Below are 14,617 nucleotides of genomic sequence, written 5' to 3'. Positions count from 1 at the left end.
CTTGTATAATAGAAAAAAACAGTCGAAGGAGGGATTCCATGGAAATCTACGCCCTGTACGGAACCAGTGGCACAGGAAAAAGCTCCAGCGCACTAGAACTCGCCCATCGCATGAACATCGACGCCATTATTGACGATGGCATCCTGATCTACCAGGGGCGCAAGGTGGCCGGAACCTCCGCCAAATACGAAAAGACGAAAATCCAGGCTGTCAAACGGGCGATTTTTCATTACGAGGAGCACGCCGAGGAAGTGCGGCGCAGTCTCGAACAGCATCAACCGGGACGGCTGCTGATTCTCGGCACGTCCCAGCGCATGATCACCCGGATTGTAGAGGCGCTGCATTTGCCCGCTTCCATCGAATACATTCCCATCGAATCGATCAAACCGCCGCAGGAAATCGAAGCTGCCCGCTATGTACGGGAAACGATGGGCAGACACGTCATTCCGATTCCGCGCGTCGAAGTGGAAAAAGACTTTTTGCAACGGCTGATCTCCTCCGCCACCCAAATATTCAGTTCGAAAAAAGAGGTCATCGGAGAATCGACCGTCGTGCATCCGCCTTTTTCCGGCGGACGGATCGTCATTCACCCGCAAGTTTTGCGCAAAATCGCTCAGGCTACATGCAGCCGCTACGAGGAAGTCAGCCAGGTCGTCAAAGTGCTGTTCTCGTTTGAAGATTTGCCGCGGCTTCAAATTACATTGGCGCTCAAGCTGCCTTATTTGACGGATATAACCAAGCTCGTCCGCGACATTCAGGAGGATTTGCACAAAGAAGCAAGCTTTTGCCTGAATATCGCTCCTGCCAGCATCGACATCCAGGTCGCCTCGCTGGAGCTGTCTCATTCGTAATATATGGAACCGATCCTGCGCTGATCGGTTCTTTATTTTTTGCCGGAAACAGGCAGGGTTACTTGCTTCCGAGTTGTCCATCCTATACATGTATCTCAACATGAAAGGAGCAATCAGATGCCATCCATCATGTCTTCCCTGCCTTTTACGCAAGCGCCGATTCCCGAGCCGCCCAAAGTCATTTCGACAAAAGACTTGAGCTATATAAAGGACGCGCTCTCCTGGGAGCTGCTTGCCTTTAAGAAGCTGCATTTCTTTGCCCAGCAAGCGACTGACCCGGATGTAAAACAATGTCTGGAGAAAACCGGACGCATGCACCAACAGCATTACCAGAAGCTGCTCTCCCATCTCCAGAACAACAACACAGCGATCATGGCTACCTTGCCGCAGACGCAATCCCAACAACAGCAGCAACAAATGCAGTAAGGGAGGGAAAATGACGATGCCAAACCAAAATCAGATCGCCAATCCGCAATCCGGTCAACTGCCACAAGTCAAAGGTCCGCAAATGAACGACCGCGACTTTATCAACGACTGCCTGGCAACATGCAAATACGTGACTGACGGCTTGAACGTCGCTGTTCGTGAAGCGAGCCACCAACAGCTGCACGCCGATATGATGCAGATGCTGGATGAAACGCACCAATCAGCGCGGGAAGCGTACAACTTGATGTTCCAAAAAGGCTGGTACAAGCTCGAAGCGGCAGAACAGCAAAAGCTGGAGCAAGCGTACCAGCAGTTCTCCGGGTATTCCACCCAGTTCCCTTATCATTAAGCCTGCTCACGCAGCATCCGTCTTGGACAGCCACGGCCCGTTCTGTTTTGCGGGTCGTGGCTGTTTTGCGCTGACAATCTGGCGCAATTCATTTTCATTGATCGCTTTTCACTCGCTTGCCCTCAATAGCTTGGCGACAGTGTGTAGCGCCCGCTCCATTTCTGCCTCATCTGCATACGCATAAGACAAGCGCAAATGCTGGCTGTCCGTCTGGTCGTACACATAGCCAGGATTGAGCAAAATGCCTTCCGCCAAAGCTTGGGTAAACAGCTTGCGCATCGACACAGCCTGGCGCAAGCGGAGCCAGACGTAAAATCCTCCTTGGGGAACATGCCAGTCGGCCAAATCGCCAAACCAGCGGGCAAGCAGCTCGCACATGCGATCTCTTCGCACACGCAAGGACTGGCGAATGTGCCTCAGATGACGCTCGTAGCGTCCTGACGTCAGCCACTCGGTTGCGGCCCATTGCGAGAGGGCGCTGGAGCCGTAATCAATCTGCATTTTCACATCAGCCAGCCGTTCGATGACCGGCTGCGGCCCGACAATCCAGCCGATCCGCAAGCCAGGACTTAGCGTCTTGGACAAGCTGCCCATGTAAAGCACCAGCCCGCTTCGATCACTCGCTTTCAGCGGAGCAGGTCCCGGCGCGTCCAGCCACAGCTCCCCGTACACATCGTCTTCCAAAATCGGCAATTGCGCTTTTTCGCATGTCGCCATGATCTGGCGTCTGCGCTGTTCGCTCATCAAAATGCTGGTCGGATTGTGAAAGGCGGGAATCGTATACAACAGCGCCCCGTTGTGAAGCTGCTTTTGCCGTGTGAGGGCTTGTGGCGATATTCCTTGTTCATCCATCGGAACACCTGCCAGTCTCATTCCCGAAGACTGAAACAGCGGCAGCGAAAACAAGTAGGATGGCTGTTCAAGCAAAATCGTCGAGCCTTTGTGCAAAATGCCGAGGGAAATCAGCTGCAACGCTTGCAACGCTCCCGATACAACCAAAATCGATGCTGGCGAAGCTGCGATTCCTTGCTTGAGCAACTGCGCGCTGATGGCTTCGCGCAACGGAAGCAGCCCTTTTGGTTCCGGGTAGCCAAGCTGCGTCATTTTTCCCCGCAAATCAGCGAGAACATCCTCCATCTCCGCTGTCGGAATCAACCGTGGCGACAGCTCTCCCGTTCCCATCCGGATGTAGCGCGGATCTGGCTCGTAGCGATTAATGTCTTGAATCGTCGGCAAATTGGGCAAATGCGTGCCCGACTGCACGTACCCGAGCCAATCAGGAGGCGGCGTAGTGGCCAAGAGCGACCACGAGTTATTGCAGACGACCGAACCGCTGCCGACCGTCGCTTCAATCAGTCCTTCCGCTTTCAGCTCCTCCAAGGCGGTCACAACCGTGCTGCGGTTCACTCCGAAAGCTGCGGCCAAAGCGCGCTGCGCAGGCAGCTTGCTGTTGATCGGCCATTCGCCCCCGGCAATCTTCCCTTTTATATAGGCGACAATCTGGGCATACACAGGCATGTCTCCCGCTTTGTCCGGCTTCCAGTCAATCGTCAGCATCCGTTCTCTCCTCCTCTTACGTCCATTTTACAAATTGGTTGGGATGCGAGCAAACCAATTGGCTGGAGACATTCCGCCCTTCCTCCGCCATAATGTCGGTAACGCAATCACTCATGTGCTTATGGGAAAAAGGAGGAAGAAATCGTGGCCGAAGCCATTTTGCACGGTTTTGTGCTCGCCTTTGGGCTGATTTTGCCGCTTGGAGCGCAAAACGTGTTTGTATTCAATCAAGGAGCTTCGCAGCCTACGTTGTGGCGAGCCGCACCTGTCATTGTTACGGCTGCCGTATGCGATGCCATCCTGATTTTGCTCGCTGTTCTCGGCGTATCCTTGATCGTGTTGACTGTGACCTGGTTGAAAACGGTCTTGTACATAATCGGCGTCTGCTTTTTGCTGTACATGGGCTACTTGACCTGGCGCAGCCGTCCCGATCCGGAAAACAGAGAGAAGGAAAGCTTTTCCGCGAAAAAGCAAATGATGTTTGCCGCTTCGGTGTCGCTGCTCAATCCGCATGCGATCCTCGATACGATCGGCGTAATTGGGACCAGCTCGCTCAGCTATGCAGGCACGGAAAAGTGGGGCTTTACGCTCGCCTGCATTCTCGTCTCCTGCCTCTGGTTTTTCGGCTTGGCGCTGGCAGGCAGAATCACGGGCAAGCTGGATCGCTCCGGCAGCTTGCTGCGCACATTGAACATCGTTTCGGCGCTGATCATGTGGGGTGTCGCCGTTTACATGGCAAGCCAGCTCCTTTCGCTCTAGATTTGCGAAAAGTGAATAACGAAACCCGCCTCCACTCACACTATGTCTAGTCGACTTACGATGTGGAGGTCTTTTTATGCTTTTTACCAAATCGGATGCCCTTTTGGACGACTTGTACGAAATCGCCAAAAACGTGCATGATTCCGCTGTGTATTTCAACCAATATAAAATCAATTCGCTGGACACCTTAAAAAGCTTTGCCGAGGAAATGAAAGTGTTCGAGTCAAAGGGCGACAAGCTGATCCACGAAATCATTGTGCGCATCAACAAGACGTTCATCACGGCAATCGAGCGTGAAGACGTGATGAACCTGGCGATCAAGCTGGACGATGTGCTGGACGGTCTGGAAGGGTGTGCGGCTCGCCTTTACATGTACGACATCATGGAGCCGGATGAAACAATGGTGCGGTTCGGCCAGCTGATCGAGGATTCTACCCAGCAAATTTTGCTCGCCATCGAGCTGTTGCAAAAGCAAAAGCTGCCAGGCATGAAGGAGTACATTATTCGGATCAACGATTTGGAAAGTACCGGGGATGAGCTTGAGCGGGAAAGTATTCGCCGGCTGTTCAAAGCGTCGAGCGATCCGATTCACATTATGCAGTTCAAGGAGATTTACGAGGTACTGGAGGACGTCATGGATCATTGCGAGGATGTCGCTGACGCGATGGAGACTGTAATCATGGGCAATACATAAACCAAGGAGGCTACTCTCATGCATACAAGCCTGCCTCTTGTTGTGGCTGTTATTGTGCTGGCTGTTTCTTTTGACTTTATCAACGGCTTCCACGATACGGCCAACGCGATCGCCACCACCGTCTCGACAAAAGCATTGCCGCCGAAAACGGCTATTGCGCTGGCTGCCGTGATGAATTTTGTCGGCGCTCTCGCCTTTACCGGAGTCGCCAAAACGATCGGAGGAAAAATCGCCGATCCCGCCAAGCTGGAATTTGGCGTATTGATCGTGCTGGCTGCGCTGTTGGCCGCGATCTTCTGGAACTTGGTTACGTGGTGGTACGGCATTCCCAGCAGTTCTTCCCACGCATTGATCGGCTCAGTCGTGGGAGCGGTTCTCACTTCGGCCGGCGTGCAGCAAATTAACTGGAACGGCTTCGTCGAAATTTTCGAGGCGTTGATTTTGTCGCCGATCATCGCGCTCGTCGCCGCTTTTGTGTTGATGAAGCTCGTTTACGCCGTGTTTCGCAGCATCCACATCCCGCCCGCCAAAGTGAACCGGGGCTTTCGTTACTTTCAGATCGTCACCGCCGCCCTGCAATCTTTTACACACGGAACGAACGATGCACAAAAAGCGATGGGCATTATCGTCTTTGCTCTGGTAGCTGCTGGCTTGCATACTGATACGGCGACCATTCCGTTTTGGGTCCAGCTGATTTGCGCGATATCGATGGGGCTTGGCACCTCTGTCGGCGGCTGGAAAATTATCAAGACCGTCGGCGGCAAAATTACGAAAATCGAGCCGATCAACGGCGCTACCGCCGATTTAAGCTCCTCCACGATCATTTTTACCTTTACACAGCTGGGGCTTCCGGTCAGCTCCACCCATGTGATTTCGTCGGGAATTATGGGCGTCGGGGCGGCAAAACGGCTGAAAGGGGTCAACTGGGGCGTCGCCAAGCGAATCATCATTACGTGGTTTATCACCCTCCCCATCTCCGCGCTGCTTGCTGCTTTCTTTTACTACGTGTTAAGCCTGTTTTTTTAATGGGGGGTGCTGTATTCAAAGCCGCCTTCGCGAATGTGATCGCCAGTACGCCATCTGAATCAGCTTGATGTACAATGGGGAAAAGACATTCGGAGGAATAGATCATGCCGATTCGTGCAGAAAAACCGAGCGATTATCTCGCAACCGAGCAAGTAGTACAAACCGCCTTTGCCGATGAGCCTTTCAGTGATCACAGCGAGCATCTTTTGGTTTCGCGCTTGCGAGCATCCGACGCATTCATCCCTGCCCTGTCACTCGTCTATGAAGAGCACGACAGCATCGTCGGACATTTGCTGCTGAGCAAAATCGAGATCGTTCACGCTGGCGGCTCTTGCCATCAGGCGCTCGCCCTGGCTCCCGTCTCCGTCCGCCCCTCCCAGCAAGGAAAAGGAATCGGGACTGCGCTGATCAACAAGTCGATCGAGATCGCCAAAGAGCTTGGGTATACAGCGATCGTCGTGCTCGGACATGCGAAATACTACCCCAAGTTCGGCTTCCGTCCCGCTTCCCAATGGGATATCCGCGCTCCTTTTGAAGTGCCGGACGAAGCATTCATGGCAATGGAGCTTGTTCCTGGCGGTCTGGATGGCGTCCATGGAACGGTTCGCTATTCTCCAGCGTTTTTTGCCTAAGGCAAGCGCAAGCGGCCCTCAAGCCTGCTCCCGGCAAGCCTTCCCCTGCTTGCCGGGAGACGGGACTGACCCCCAAACAGAAGACTTCTTGCTTTTGCTACCTCTACTGCCGCTTTTCTTGCAGCAGCTTCACACTCTCTGCCAAAAACGCCTCGTCTCTCCACTTCTCCTGCGCTTCGGACCGCCACTTATCTGTCGTCAACAGCGACTCCAAATCGTCTCCAAACGCTTTTTGAATGTCGGCGCGGGCAATCGTCAGCGTCTCGTCCACGAACTGGTACTCGATGATTTGCAAATTGTCAATCAGGGCAAAAGCCGCAACAGAATTGTACAGCAGAGCTTGCCTGATCTTTTTCTCGTCGGAACGCAACTCGCTGGCTTCGTACTTGACCTCAATCGCAAATTGCTCGGGACGCAGCTGAAACGAGCGCCGCTCATTGCTCAACGGCAAATGGTTGAACAAATTCAGGTTGGAAACCGCCCCCATGTATTTGTGCTTGTACGGCAAAATCGTTTGCAAATCGTGTGTCAGCGGATTTTGCTGGTCTTCCAAATACTGTTTGGCAGCAAGCTCTCTGTCAGGAATGATGACGCCCTGAATCAAGGCAAACATGCCCAAACCGATTACCGCGAGCAAAACAATCAGCTTCGTTCTCATCTCAATCTTCCTCCCTCGCTTCGCACTGCATCATCACATCTGGGACGACGTGCAACAACAGCGGCACGATGATAGAGACGAGGGGCAACACATACTCTACGGCGACCGTGGCGAACTGATACGGCCCGGACAGGCTGATCTCCCTGGCGAACCAAATATCGCTGCCAAAATGCAGCGCTGTCGTATACGCAACCGATACAGCCATGTACAATCCCCACAGCAACCAGGCCGTTTTTCGCAAGGTAAAAGCAGAGCGAAGGCTCAGCTCGACAGCTTTTCGCTTGCCAGTCTTCCGATTTATCCCGAGCAAAGCAGCAAACACAGCTCCTTCCAGCAAACAAAGGGCAAGCAAACTGTGATTCAGCAAAATGCCCATTCCCCATATCCGCAGCGGCATCGTCAGCACCCAGGCGACCAAGGTGTACAAAAGCACGCGCTGTACCAGCTCCTGCATGAAAACCGCGGCGTATACCTTGCGCTTTTCCCCGACGAGCTGATCCGCCGAAGGAAGCTGCTCGATGGCGACACGCATCGCTTCTTCCAGCTCCATCCCGTCTGCGACCAAATCCGCGACTCGCGCTTCCAGATTGCTCAGCACTTCCCACTTCAACTCTTCTATCTGGCTGCTCTTTTTGTATTTGTAAAACAGCTTTTCCACATGAGCTTGCAGATGTTCCATCACACTTCCTCCTGTCTCGCGATCAGCTTGTCTATCAACCGTTTGGCGACCTGCCACGAAGCGAGCGCGCTTGCATATGCCGCCCTGCCTTCTGCGGTGATCTGGTAATATTTGCGCCTGCCGCCCTGACTTTCATCGCCCCAATATGACGAAATGAGCTTTTGCCCCTCCAATCTTTTCAGACTGGTGTACAGGGAAGGCTCCTTCAATTCATATTGCTGCTCGCTGTTTTGAAAAATCGTTTTGATGATCTCATATCCGTAACTGTCTTTTTCACACAAAACCCGCAGAATGATCGTATCGATGTGTCCGCGGATCAAATCGCTGCTAATGCCTTTGTCACTCATCCGGCTCACCTCGCAAGTACAGCATAGCACATATTACTATGTATGACAAAGTAATATGTGTGAGATAGATTGAATCTCTCTGTTCCGCAAAAAGAAAAAGCCCTCTTTTTCAAGAGAGCTTTTCACTATTCACTCCTGCAAGACACAGACCTTTCGCCCGCCATGGCAGCATTTCGCCTTGCGTCGGGGGCTGAGGAAAAATGTGTTTATTGGGCAATGACTGAGGACAGGATAATAGTACAATCTACAACCACCATGTTATTGCCGCAAAGGAGCTGAATGCAAAATGTCTCGTCAATGGTTCCGGCAGCTTCGCTATCCACTCCTCGCACTTGCCGTGACATTAACGCTGCTTTGGACGCATCATCATCAACACATGCTTACTTCCTACGCCGCCACAACGCGGACGCACACCGTCACGATTTCCGGCGCCGGCTTTCTCCCCAGCCAGCTGTCTGCCAAAGAAGGCGAGCGAGTCTCCCTCATGATCGTCAACACAGACACCCGGCCGCACAATCTGTCCATACGCGAGCTGAACCTGGCTTCCATGGAGCTGAAGCCTACCCAGTCGACCATGTTGCAGTTTTCCGCCGCTAAAAAAGGGCGGTTCTTCTTCGTTTCGGATGCACCTGGCTATCCGGAAAGCGGCTATCAGGGCATGCTCATTATTGAGTAACCTCCGCGTCCTCGTCGAACGAACGCTGCTTCCACGGCCCGAATTTGATCATCACCAACGGAATGATCCCGATTACCGTGATGATCCCGAAAAACAAATAAATGCCTAGCGTGGAATAGGAATCTTTGATCCAGCCAGCCGCCAGATTGCACAGCATCGTTCCCAGCCCGCCTCCCACGGAAAAGAAGATGGCCAGCGCCGTCACCTGGAGGGAAGCGGGCGTATTTTCACGCACAAATTGGGCGGAGGTCGCCAAGTAAAATCCGACTGAGATTCCCTGGACGAAAAACATGGCGATGACCAGCGTCGTGCTTGGAGCCGAGCTGTACCAAAGCCAGCGTGCCGCTCCGAATACAGCGGCGAGCAAAAGCGTCAGCTCCAGCCCCCACCTCCGCACGATCATGCCTGCCAGCTTCATGAACGGCGCTTCACTGCCTGCGAACAACAGAAAAGCCAGCCCTACTCCCGCCACAGTGCCGCCAATCTCCTGATAAAACAGCGAAAACCAGATGTTGTTCGCGTTCACAGCTCCGAGCACGCAAAACGACGCCAAAAGAAACAACAAATAGCGCGGCATCCGCAGCAGATCGCGCATGCCAGCCAGCATGCCAACCCGAAAGCGCGGCGTCTCCTGCGACTCATCCGGTACGCGCAACACAAGCAGCACGGCGATCAACAGCGCGAAACAGTAAGAATAAAAGAGCACTGACGGCCCCAGCTTCTCAACCAGCAGCCCTGTGACAAATGCCGCAAGCGCAAACCCTACCGCTCCCCATAAGCGGATGTCGCCGAATTGCAGCCCGTTTTTTTTCGCATATCCCAACGCCAGACTGTCGGAGACCGGGATAATCGCGCTTTGAAAAAACGACAGGATCAGGTAAAGCAAAAAGACAAAAGCAAAGGCAGACGTCCCGATGAAAAACAATCCTACCAATCCCGAGACAACAAGTGTCAGAATCAACACAGTTTTGCGAATTTGAAAGCGGTCACAAAAAAGGCCCCACATCGGCTGAGCGATAATCGAAACGACTGGGGCTACGGCACTGATCAATCCAATCTGGGTGCCTGTGAGCGAAATGGAATTGTAATACTGGGTAATGAGCGGAGAAAATGCCCCAAACCCGTAATAAATAAAAAGGTAAAGGGCGCTGAGACTGAAGTATCTCCCGCCAGCGCCCGATAATCCGATACCGACCTGTGATCCTGGCATATGGCTCTCCTATTTCACCCTCGGCAAAATTTTCGTCATGTCGACAGTCCGTTTCTTTTCCCATGTAGCCGGGTTGAACTCGTCAAATTGCTCCAGGAACGAAATGACTTCCTTGGTCAAAGGAGTTGGCGTAGACGCCCCGGACGTAACCGCCACGTTTTTCTTTCCGCGCAGCCATTCGATGTCCAGCTCGGACAAATCGGCAATCCGATAGGACGGCACATTCGCGATCTCCTCCGACACTTGGGCCAATCGGTTCGAGTTGTTGCTTCGCGGATCGCCCACGACGAGACACAGATCGGCTTCTCCTGCCTGGCCAGCCACCGCTTCTTGACGAACTTGCGTTGCCAGACAAATCTCGTTGTGCACTTCCACCCCCGGGAAGCGCTCCAGAATGGCGTCCATCAAATGCTTGACATCCCACTGGCTCATCGTCGTCTGATTGGTCACGATGAGTTTGTCAGTCGGTACGTCGAGCTGCTCCAGCTCTTCGATTTTTTGCACGAGATGCACGCGATCCGGCGCAATGCCGACAGCGCCCTCCGGCTCTGGATGCCCCTTTTTCCCGATGTAAATCACATGGTAGCCGTCCGCGATTTTTTCACGGATCAGATCGTGTGTTTTGGTCACGTCCGGGCAGGTCGCATCGACTACTGTCAGCCCTTTGTCCCTTGCTTTTTTCCGCACCTCGGGAGAGACGCCGTGCGCGGTGAAGATGACGGTTCCTTCGTCGATCTGATCCAAGAGAGCCATCCGGTCTTCTCCGTCCAACGTTTTGACGCCTTGTTTTTCAAACGCCTCAACGATGTGGGCATTGTGTACGATCATGCCCAATATGTGAATCGGGCGGGGAAAGTCGAGATTGTTGGCTGTACGCGCTGCCAAGACCATGGCCTCGACAACACCATAGCAATATCCGCGGGGGGAAATCTTGATGACTTCCATCTATAACCCCTCCTAAATTTCTAATGATGTTCGCCCACTATTATACCTTATTTGCCTTCTTCCCGCTTCAGTTCGTAAACCTTCAGATTATTGTAGACAACTTTCAAAAGCGGAGTGGACAAGCCTCTTTGCTCGGCTCGCTCCAAAAGGTAGCCTTGCAGATGGTCGGCTTCGACCGGAAGCCCTTTTTCCATGTCGCGGAGCATGGAGGACTTCGTCTGCGGGCGCTGGTTTTGGAAAGTCTCCATTTGCTTTTCGACGATGTCCGGCTTGATCGGTGCTTCCAGAGCTTGCATGACCGAAACGATTTCCTCAGCCAGCTGTCTTGTCAGCTCTACACCGTACGCCGCTTCGCGAATCGGACCGACAGCAGAGTTCATGAGCGTAGTGATCCCGGAGAACGTCGCAATGAACAAGTATTTGTGCCAAGCCTCTCGCTGGATGTTGTTGCTGGCCCGCATCGTTCCGTTAATATTGGCAAAAGCTTGCTCGATCTTCTCGACACGCTCGCTTTTTCCGCCCTCCCATTCCCCGAACACCGCATCGTGGATCGGGCTGGTTTGCACGACATCGCCCTCTGCATTCAGCGTTGTTTCAATAAAACAAAGCCCTCCCAGCACACGCTCGCGCCCGAAGCGATCCCACAGCAGCTCCATGTGAGCGATTCCGTTCAGCAACGGGATGACGACCGTATGTTCACTGACGTAGGGAGCAATCGCGTCGATGCTTTCTGTTAGCGTGTACGCTTTGTTGGACAACAATACGACGTCAAAAGGCCCCGCAGCTTCCCCCGCCTGAATCATCTGCGGCTGTTCCAGATGCAAGTCGCCGTGAATGCTTTGCACCCGCAATCCCCGCTCTTGCATTTGCTTGTATCTACGTTCGCGCACCAGAAACGTTACATCCACCCCTGACTCCGCCAATCTGCCGCCAAAGTAACCGCCAATTCCGCCCGCTCCCAGTACCAATACTTTCATCGCCGTTCGCCTCCATTTATTCGTAATAGTTCGTCTATATTCTACAAAACCGGAACCAATTTCAAAACCCCGCAATATCATGTTAGAAAAACTAACATATAAAGTTAGAAAACCTCTTGACGAACATTGTTTGTTATCGCTATAATTCGAGATATAGAAATTCACGAAAACACGAACAATAATTTACCAAATACGAAAATATTTCGCGATTGGAGTGGGTTGTTTTGGATATGAAAACTGTTTTGTCCACCATTGATGCAGAGAAAGTGGAATATGTAGATTTCCGTATCGTCGATCTGCTTGGCCGTCAACACCACGTTACCGTTCCTGCTTACGCCGTAGATGAAGGCACCTTCCGCAATGGCGTTGCCTTCGATGGTTCCAGTCTCGTCGGCTACAAATCCATCGAGGAAAGCGACATGGTTGCCATGCCGGACCCGTCCACCGCTTTTATCGATCCTTTTGTAGAAGCAAAAACAATGAACATCGTCTGTAACATTGCCAATCCGGACAACACCACATACACTCGCGACCCGCGCGGCATCGCCCTCAAGGCAGAAGCGTACTTGCAACAAACTGGTCTGGCTACCGCAGCCTACTTCGGCCCGGAATCCGAGTTTTTCCTGTTCGACAGCGTGCGCTACGACTCCGGCCCATCCGGCTCCTACTTCCATATCGATTCCGAGGAAGCGTTCTGGAACACCGGAAAAGAAGGCCAAAACCTGGGATACAAAGTTCGCAACAAAGGCGGATACTTCCCTGTGCAGCCGACTGATTCCCAAATGGATATCCGCAACGAAATGTGCACCTTGATGACTCAGGCTGGACTTTACGTGGAGCGTCATCACCACGAAGTAGCTACTGCCGGCCAAGGCGAGATCAACTTCCGTTTCGACACTTTGACACGCACTGCCGACAACTTGCTGCTGTTCAAATACATCGTGCGCAACGTAGCGGCAAAGCACGGCAAGACAGCGACTTTCATGCCGAAACCAATCGTCGGCGACAACGGCTCCGGCATGCACGTCCACCAAAGCTTGTTCGACGGCGACACTCCGCTGTTCTACGAGCAAGGCGGCTATGCAAACCTGAGCGAGACTGCGCTCCACTACATCGGCGGCATTTTGCACCACGCGCCTGCCCTGATCGCCTTGACTAACCCGAGCACCAACTCGTTTAAACGCTTGGTTCCTGGCTACGAAGCGCCAGTCAATCTCGTATTCTCCAAAGGAAACCGCTCCGCCGCTGTACGGATTCCGGTAGCAGCCGTGACTCCGAAAGCGTCCCGGATCGAATTTCGCACGCCAGACTCTACCGCCAACCCATACCTGGCCTTCGCTGCCATGCTGATGGCTGGTCTGGACGGCATCAAGCGCAAAATCGACCCGCGCGAGCTTGGCTACGGCCCGCTGGACAAAAACATCTACGACTTGACCGACGCCGAAAAACACGAGATCAAGCGCGCCCCTGGCTCTTTGGAGGAAGCATTGACTGCCCTGGAGCAAGACCACGCTTTCCTGCTCGAAGGCGACGTGTTCACGAAGGAAGTCATCGAAAGCTGGATCGCCCTGAAACGCGCCGACATCCAACAAGTCGAGCGCACGGTGAATCCGAAAGAGTTTGAGTTGTATTACGATCTGTAAGATTTAAGGGAGACAATTCGCGGACAAATACTACAAAAAGAACACATGCTCCCGATAAATGATTAAGCCTTCCTGAATGGAAGGCTTTTTTTACATTAAACTAGGGTCTGTCGTTCAGCAGAGCTTCATGAGTTCCCATACCAAAGTTACCAACCCGAGTGCGAAGTTCTTTTTTGGGCAGTGCGCAGGCATTTGTTGTCGAGCTGGCACTGGCGGGCAGGTCGTGTCGCGAACGACTGAAACGATACCGATCGGCGACGGGGCCAGGTTCGTTTACATGTCAGATTATATGGACAGGTACTGAACGAAAACAGCCCGTCTCCTTAAAACAGGGACGGGTGAGCTTTTTCTTGGATGCACTCTGGCAAATCGTTTTTGGGACTTCCTACTATAAAAGGAACCGGGTATGCTCGCATCTGAGATGGGCATATGGCATGAGCAGTGGCTGCAAAAGATTGGCGTCAAAGTTCTCCCGATCAATCTAGTTACAAAAAATCAACACAACACAACCACTGAGTAGCCCGCTTTATCCTGTCTTCATAATATTTTTTGTTAAAACCGTACTTCATCATCAATTCACTGAATTTTATAGTTTCTACTAGGATAAATTCGACAAATTCTTTTTTAGGCAGAATAGTTTTTATCTCAAAATCAAAAATGGAGTCAGCGGCTTTAACTGAATATTGAATTGTATTATTCGGAAGATCCTCTAGCGAGAAATAACTCTGTGTGCTAGTGAATTGAACATTAGCAAAATTAAACTTGATAAATCGACCCACAAGGGATAAAAGATCGCCCCACAGATCGGTATCGAAGACATGTTTATGCAACAATGTATCCTCGTTGAAGGTAAGTTGAATGGCTGTATCAACATACCGGCGACTTCTTTTACACGAGAAGTATTTATTCATTTCTTCACTATCACCTATCGGGACAAAAACTAAATCAAAGCAGTCAATTAAGGTTTTGTTTTCTTTACACATTTCTTCTTGGTCTATGAACTGATTTGGTTTTAAAATATATGTTTCTTGTGCAAACATATGGCGTTCCCTTTCTATATACCAGTCATAAGTGTAGCTCGTAATCAAAGATATATAAATCGTAGTATATTCCCCAATACTTTTCTCAATTTCTTCTGGATTAGCACGTTCCTCCGGGATAAAGGAATGTTTTTTTCCCCAACTGAAT

Annotated in this window: 17 protein-coding genes; 9 read left to right on the top strand and 8 right to left on the bottom strand. The window is 52.0% G+C overall.

Annotated elements, in window-relative coordinates; genetic code table 11:
* Window positions 1–38: 38 nt before the first annotated feature.
* The 3 genes from IRJ17_RS09205 to IRJ17_RS09195 all read left to right on the top strand — a co-directional run bounded on the left by IRJ17_RS09205 (window position 39) and on the right by IRJ17_RS09195 (window position 1,626).
* Window positions 39–851: a hypothetical protein gene (locus IRJ17_RS09205; RefSeq protein ID WP_122964403.1), complete on the top strand. Its 813-nt coding sequence runs from the start codon at window positions 39–41 to the stop codon at window positions 849–851.
* A 117-nt stretch (window positions 852–968) separates the two neighbouring features.
* Window positions 969–1,277 (top strand): ferritin-like domain-containing protein, encoded by a 309-nt coding sequence (locus IRJ17_RS09200; protein ID WP_122964402.1) that lies wholly within the window; start codon window positions 969–971, stop codon window positions 1,275–1,277.
* 16 nt (window positions 1,278–1,293) lie between these two features.
* Window positions 1,294–1,626, top strand: a complete 333-nt coding sequence (locus IRJ17_RS09195; RefSeq protein ID WP_122964733.1) for a spore coat protein — start codon at window positions 1,294–1,296, stop codon at window positions 1,624–1,626.
* Window positions 1,627–1,734: 108 nt separating this feature from the next.
* Here IRJ17_RS09195 and IRJ17_RS09190 read toward each other — a convergent pair whose 3' ends face one another.
* On the bottom strand, window positions 1,735–3,183 hold the full coding sequence (locus IRJ17_RS09190; RefSeq protein ID WP_242774425.1) for an aminotransferase-like domain-containing protein: 1,449 nt from the start codon (window positions 3,181–3,183) through the stop codon (window positions 1,735–1,737).
* 144 nt (window positions 3,184–3,327) lie between these two features.
* Between IRJ17_RS09190 and IRJ17_RS09185 the strand changes: the two genes are divergently transcribed.
* The 4 genes from IRJ17_RS09185 (at window position 3,328) to IRJ17_RS09170 (ending at window position 6,294) form a co-directional block, all read left to right on the top strand.
* Window positions 3,328–3,942 carry a LysE/ArgO family amino acid transporter gene (locus tag IRJ17_RS09185; protein ID WP_122964400.1) on the top strand — a complete coding sequence of 205 codons (615 nt, stop codon included), beginning with the start codon at window positions 3,328–3,330 and terminating at the stop codon, window positions 3,940–3,942.
* 76 nt (window positions 3,943–4,018) lie between these two features.
* Entirely contained in the window at window positions 4,019–4,636 is a 618-nt protein-coding gene (locus IRJ17_RS09180) for a DUF47 domain-containing protein (protein WP_173596698.1), read from the top strand.
* Between the two features lie 18 nt (window positions 4,637–4,654).
* Entirely contained in the window at window positions 4,655–5,662 is a 1,008-nt protein-coding gene (locus tag IRJ17_RS09175; protein WP_217022213.1) for an inorganic phosphate transporter, read from the top strand.
* Between the two features lie 104 nt (window positions 5,663–5,766).
* The gene (locus IRJ17_RS09170; RefSeq protein WP_242774423.1) at window positions 5,767–6,294 is read left to right on the top strand and encodes a GNAT family N-acetyltransferase; all 528 of its coding nucleotides are present in this window, start codon (window positions 5,767–5,769) and stop codon (window positions 6,292–6,294) included.
* Between the two features lie 103 nt (window positions 6,295–6,397).
* Here the strand turns inward: IRJ17_RS09170 and IRJ17_RS09165 are convergent, their stop codons facing one another.
* The 3 genes from IRJ17_RS09165 to IRJ17_RS09155 are packed head-to-tail and all read right to left on the bottom strand — an operon-like array spanning window position 6,398 to window position 7,978.
* The gene (locus IRJ17_RS09165) at window positions 6,398–6,952 is read right to left on the bottom strand and encodes a DUF4825 domain-containing protein (RefSeq protein WP_242774421.1); all 555 of its coding nucleotides are present in this window, start codon (window positions 6,950–6,952) and stop codon (window positions 6,398–6,400) included.
* Between the two features lies 1 nt (window position 6,953).
* Window positions 6,954–7,631, bottom strand: coding sequence for a permease prefix domain 1-containing protein (locus tag IRJ17_RS09160; RefSeq protein ID WP_122964395.1), 678 nt, complete (start codon window positions 7,629–7,631; stop codon window positions 6,954–6,956).
* A complete protein-coding gene (locus tag IRJ17_RS09155; RefSeq protein WP_242774418.1) occupies window positions 7,631–7,978 on the bottom strand; it encodes a PadR family transcriptional regulator in 348 nt (115 codons plus the stop codon). Before IRJ17_RS09155 ends, IRJ17_RS09160 begins: the two co-directional genes overlap by 1 nt.
* 286 nt (window positions 7,979–8,264) lie before the next feature.
* On the opposite strand from IRJ17_RS09155, the gene IRJ17_RS09150 reads away from it, so the two are divergent.
* Window positions 8,265–8,654: a cupredoxin domain-containing protein gene (locus IRJ17_RS09150; RefSeq protein ID WP_122964393.1), complete on the top strand. Its 390-nt coding sequence runs from the start codon at window positions 8,265–8,267 to the stop codon at window positions 8,652–8,654.
* Here IRJ17_RS09150 and IRJ17_RS09145 read toward each other — a convergent pair.
* From IRJ17_RS09145 to panE, 3 genes are read right to left on the bottom strand one after another with little or no spacing between them, the layout of a single operon-like run.
* Window positions 8,644–9,864, bottom strand: a complete 1,221-nt coding sequence (locus IRJ17_RS09145) for an MFS transporter (protein WP_242774416.1) — start codon at window positions 9,862–9,864, stop codon at window positions 8,644–8,646. The genes IRJ17_RS09150 and IRJ17_RS09145 overlap by 11 nt on opposite strands.
* Before the next feature lie 9 nt (window positions 9,865–9,873).
* Window positions 9,874–10,809, bottom strand: a complete 936-nt coding sequence (locus IRJ17_RS09140) for a 4-hydroxy-3-methylbut-2-enyl diphosphate reductase (protein WP_122964391.1) — start codon at window positions 10,807–10,809, stop codon at window positions 9,874–9,876.
* A gap of 47 nt (window positions 10,810–10,856) precedes the next feature.
* Window positions 10,857–11,786: a 2-dehydropantoate 2-reductase gene (gene panE, locus IRJ17_RS09135; RefSeq protein WP_217022212.1), complete on the bottom strand. Its 930-nt coding sequence runs from the start codon at window positions 11,784–11,786 to the stop codon at window positions 10,857–10,859.
* A 224-nt stretch (window positions 11,787–12,010) separates the two neighbouring features.
* On the opposite strand from panE, the gene glnA reads away from it, so the two are divergent.
* On the top strand, window positions 12,011–13,429 hold the full coding sequence (glnA, locus tag IRJ17_RS09130) for a type I glutamate--ammonia ligase (protein ID WP_063227267.1): 1,419 nt from the start codon (window positions 12,011–12,013) through the stop codon (window positions 13,427–13,429).
* Between the two features lie 485 nt (window positions 13,430–13,914).
* Here glnA and IRJ17_RS09125 read toward each other — a convergent pair whose 3' ends face one another.
* Window positions 13,915–14,469, bottom strand: coding sequence for a hypothetical protein (locus tag IRJ17_RS09125; RefSeq protein ID WP_242774414.1), 555 nt, complete (start codon window positions 14,467–14,469; stop codon window positions 13,915–13,917).
* Window positions 14,470–14,617: the final 148 nt, after the last annotated feature.

The sequence above is a fragment of the Brevibacillus parabrevis genome, assembly GCF_022701015.1.
Taxonomy (GTDB): Bacteria; Bacillota; Bacilli; order Brevibacillales; family Brevibacillaceae; genus Brevibacillus; species Brevibacillus parabrevis.
Note: the sequence above shows the minus strand (reverse complement) of the source record. Positions and strands in the feature narration are given on the sequence as shown.

What these genes read in the sequence shown, in the direction of transcription:
- IRJ17_RS09205 (WP_122964403.1), top strand. Translation starts at nt 39, where the DNA reads ATGGAAATCTACGCCCTGTACGGAACCAGTGGCACAGGAAAAAGCTCC.
- IRJ17_RS09200 (WP_122964402.1), top strand. Translation starts at nt 969, where the DNA reads ATGCCATCCATCATGTCTTCCCTGCCTTTTACGCAAGCGCCGATTCCC.
- IRJ17_RS09195 (WP_122964733.1), top strand. Translation starts at nt 1,294, where the DNA reads ATGCCAAACCAAAATCAGATCGCCAATCCGCAATCCGGTCAACTGCCA.
- IRJ17_RS09190 (WP_242774425.1), bottom strand. Translation starts at nt 3,183, where the DNA reads ATGCTGACGATTGACTGGAAGCCGGACAAAGCGGGAGACATGCCTGTG.
- IRJ17_RS09180 (WP_173596698.1), top strand. Translation starts at nt 4,019, where the DNA reads ATGCTTTTTACCAAATCGGATGCCCTTTTGGACGACTTGTACGAAATC.
- IRJ17_RS09175 (WP_217022213.1), top strand. Translation starts at nt 4,655, where the DNA reads ATGCATACAAGCCTGCCTCTTGTTGTGGCTGTTATTGTGCTGGCTGTT.
- IRJ17_RS09170 (WP_242774423.1), top strand. Translation starts at nt 5,767, where the DNA reads ATGCCGATTCGTGCAGAAAAACCGAGCGATTATCTCGCAACCGAGCAA.
- IRJ17_RS09165 (WP_242774421.1), bottom strand. Translation starts at nt 6,952, where the DNA reads ATGAGAACGAAGCTGATTGTTTTGCTCGCGGTAATCGGTTTGGGCATG.
- IRJ17_RS09160 (WP_122964395.1), bottom strand. Translation starts at nt 7,631, where the DNA reads ATGGAACATCTGCAAGCTCATGTGGAAAAGCTGTTTTACAAATACAAA.
- IRJ17_RS09155 (WP_242774418.1), bottom strand. Translation starts at nt 7,978, where the DNA reads ATGAGTGACAAAGGCATTAGCAGCGATTTGATCCGCGGACACATCGAT.
- IRJ17_RS09150 (WP_122964393.1), top strand. Translation starts at nt 8,265, where the DNA reads ATGTCTCGTCAATGGTTCCGGCAGCTTCGCTATCCACTCCTCGCACTT.
- IRJ17_RS09145 (WP_242774416.1), bottom strand. Translation starts at nt 9,864, where the DNA reads ATGCCAGGATCACAGGTCGGTATCGGATTATCGGGCGCTGGCGGGAGA.
- IRJ17_RS09140 (WP_122964391.1), bottom strand. Translation starts at nt 10,809, where the DNA reads ATGGAAGTCATCAAGATTTCCCCCCGCGGATATTGCTATGGTGTTGTC.
- panE (WP_217022212.1), bottom strand. Translation starts at nt 11,786, where the DNA reads ATGAAAGTATTGGTACTGGGAGCGGGCGGAATTGGCGGTTACTTTGGC.
- IRJ17_RS09125 (WP_242774414.1), bottom strand. Translation starts at nt 14,469, where the DNA reads ATGTTTGCACAAGAAACATATATTTTAAAACCAAATCAGTTCATAGAC.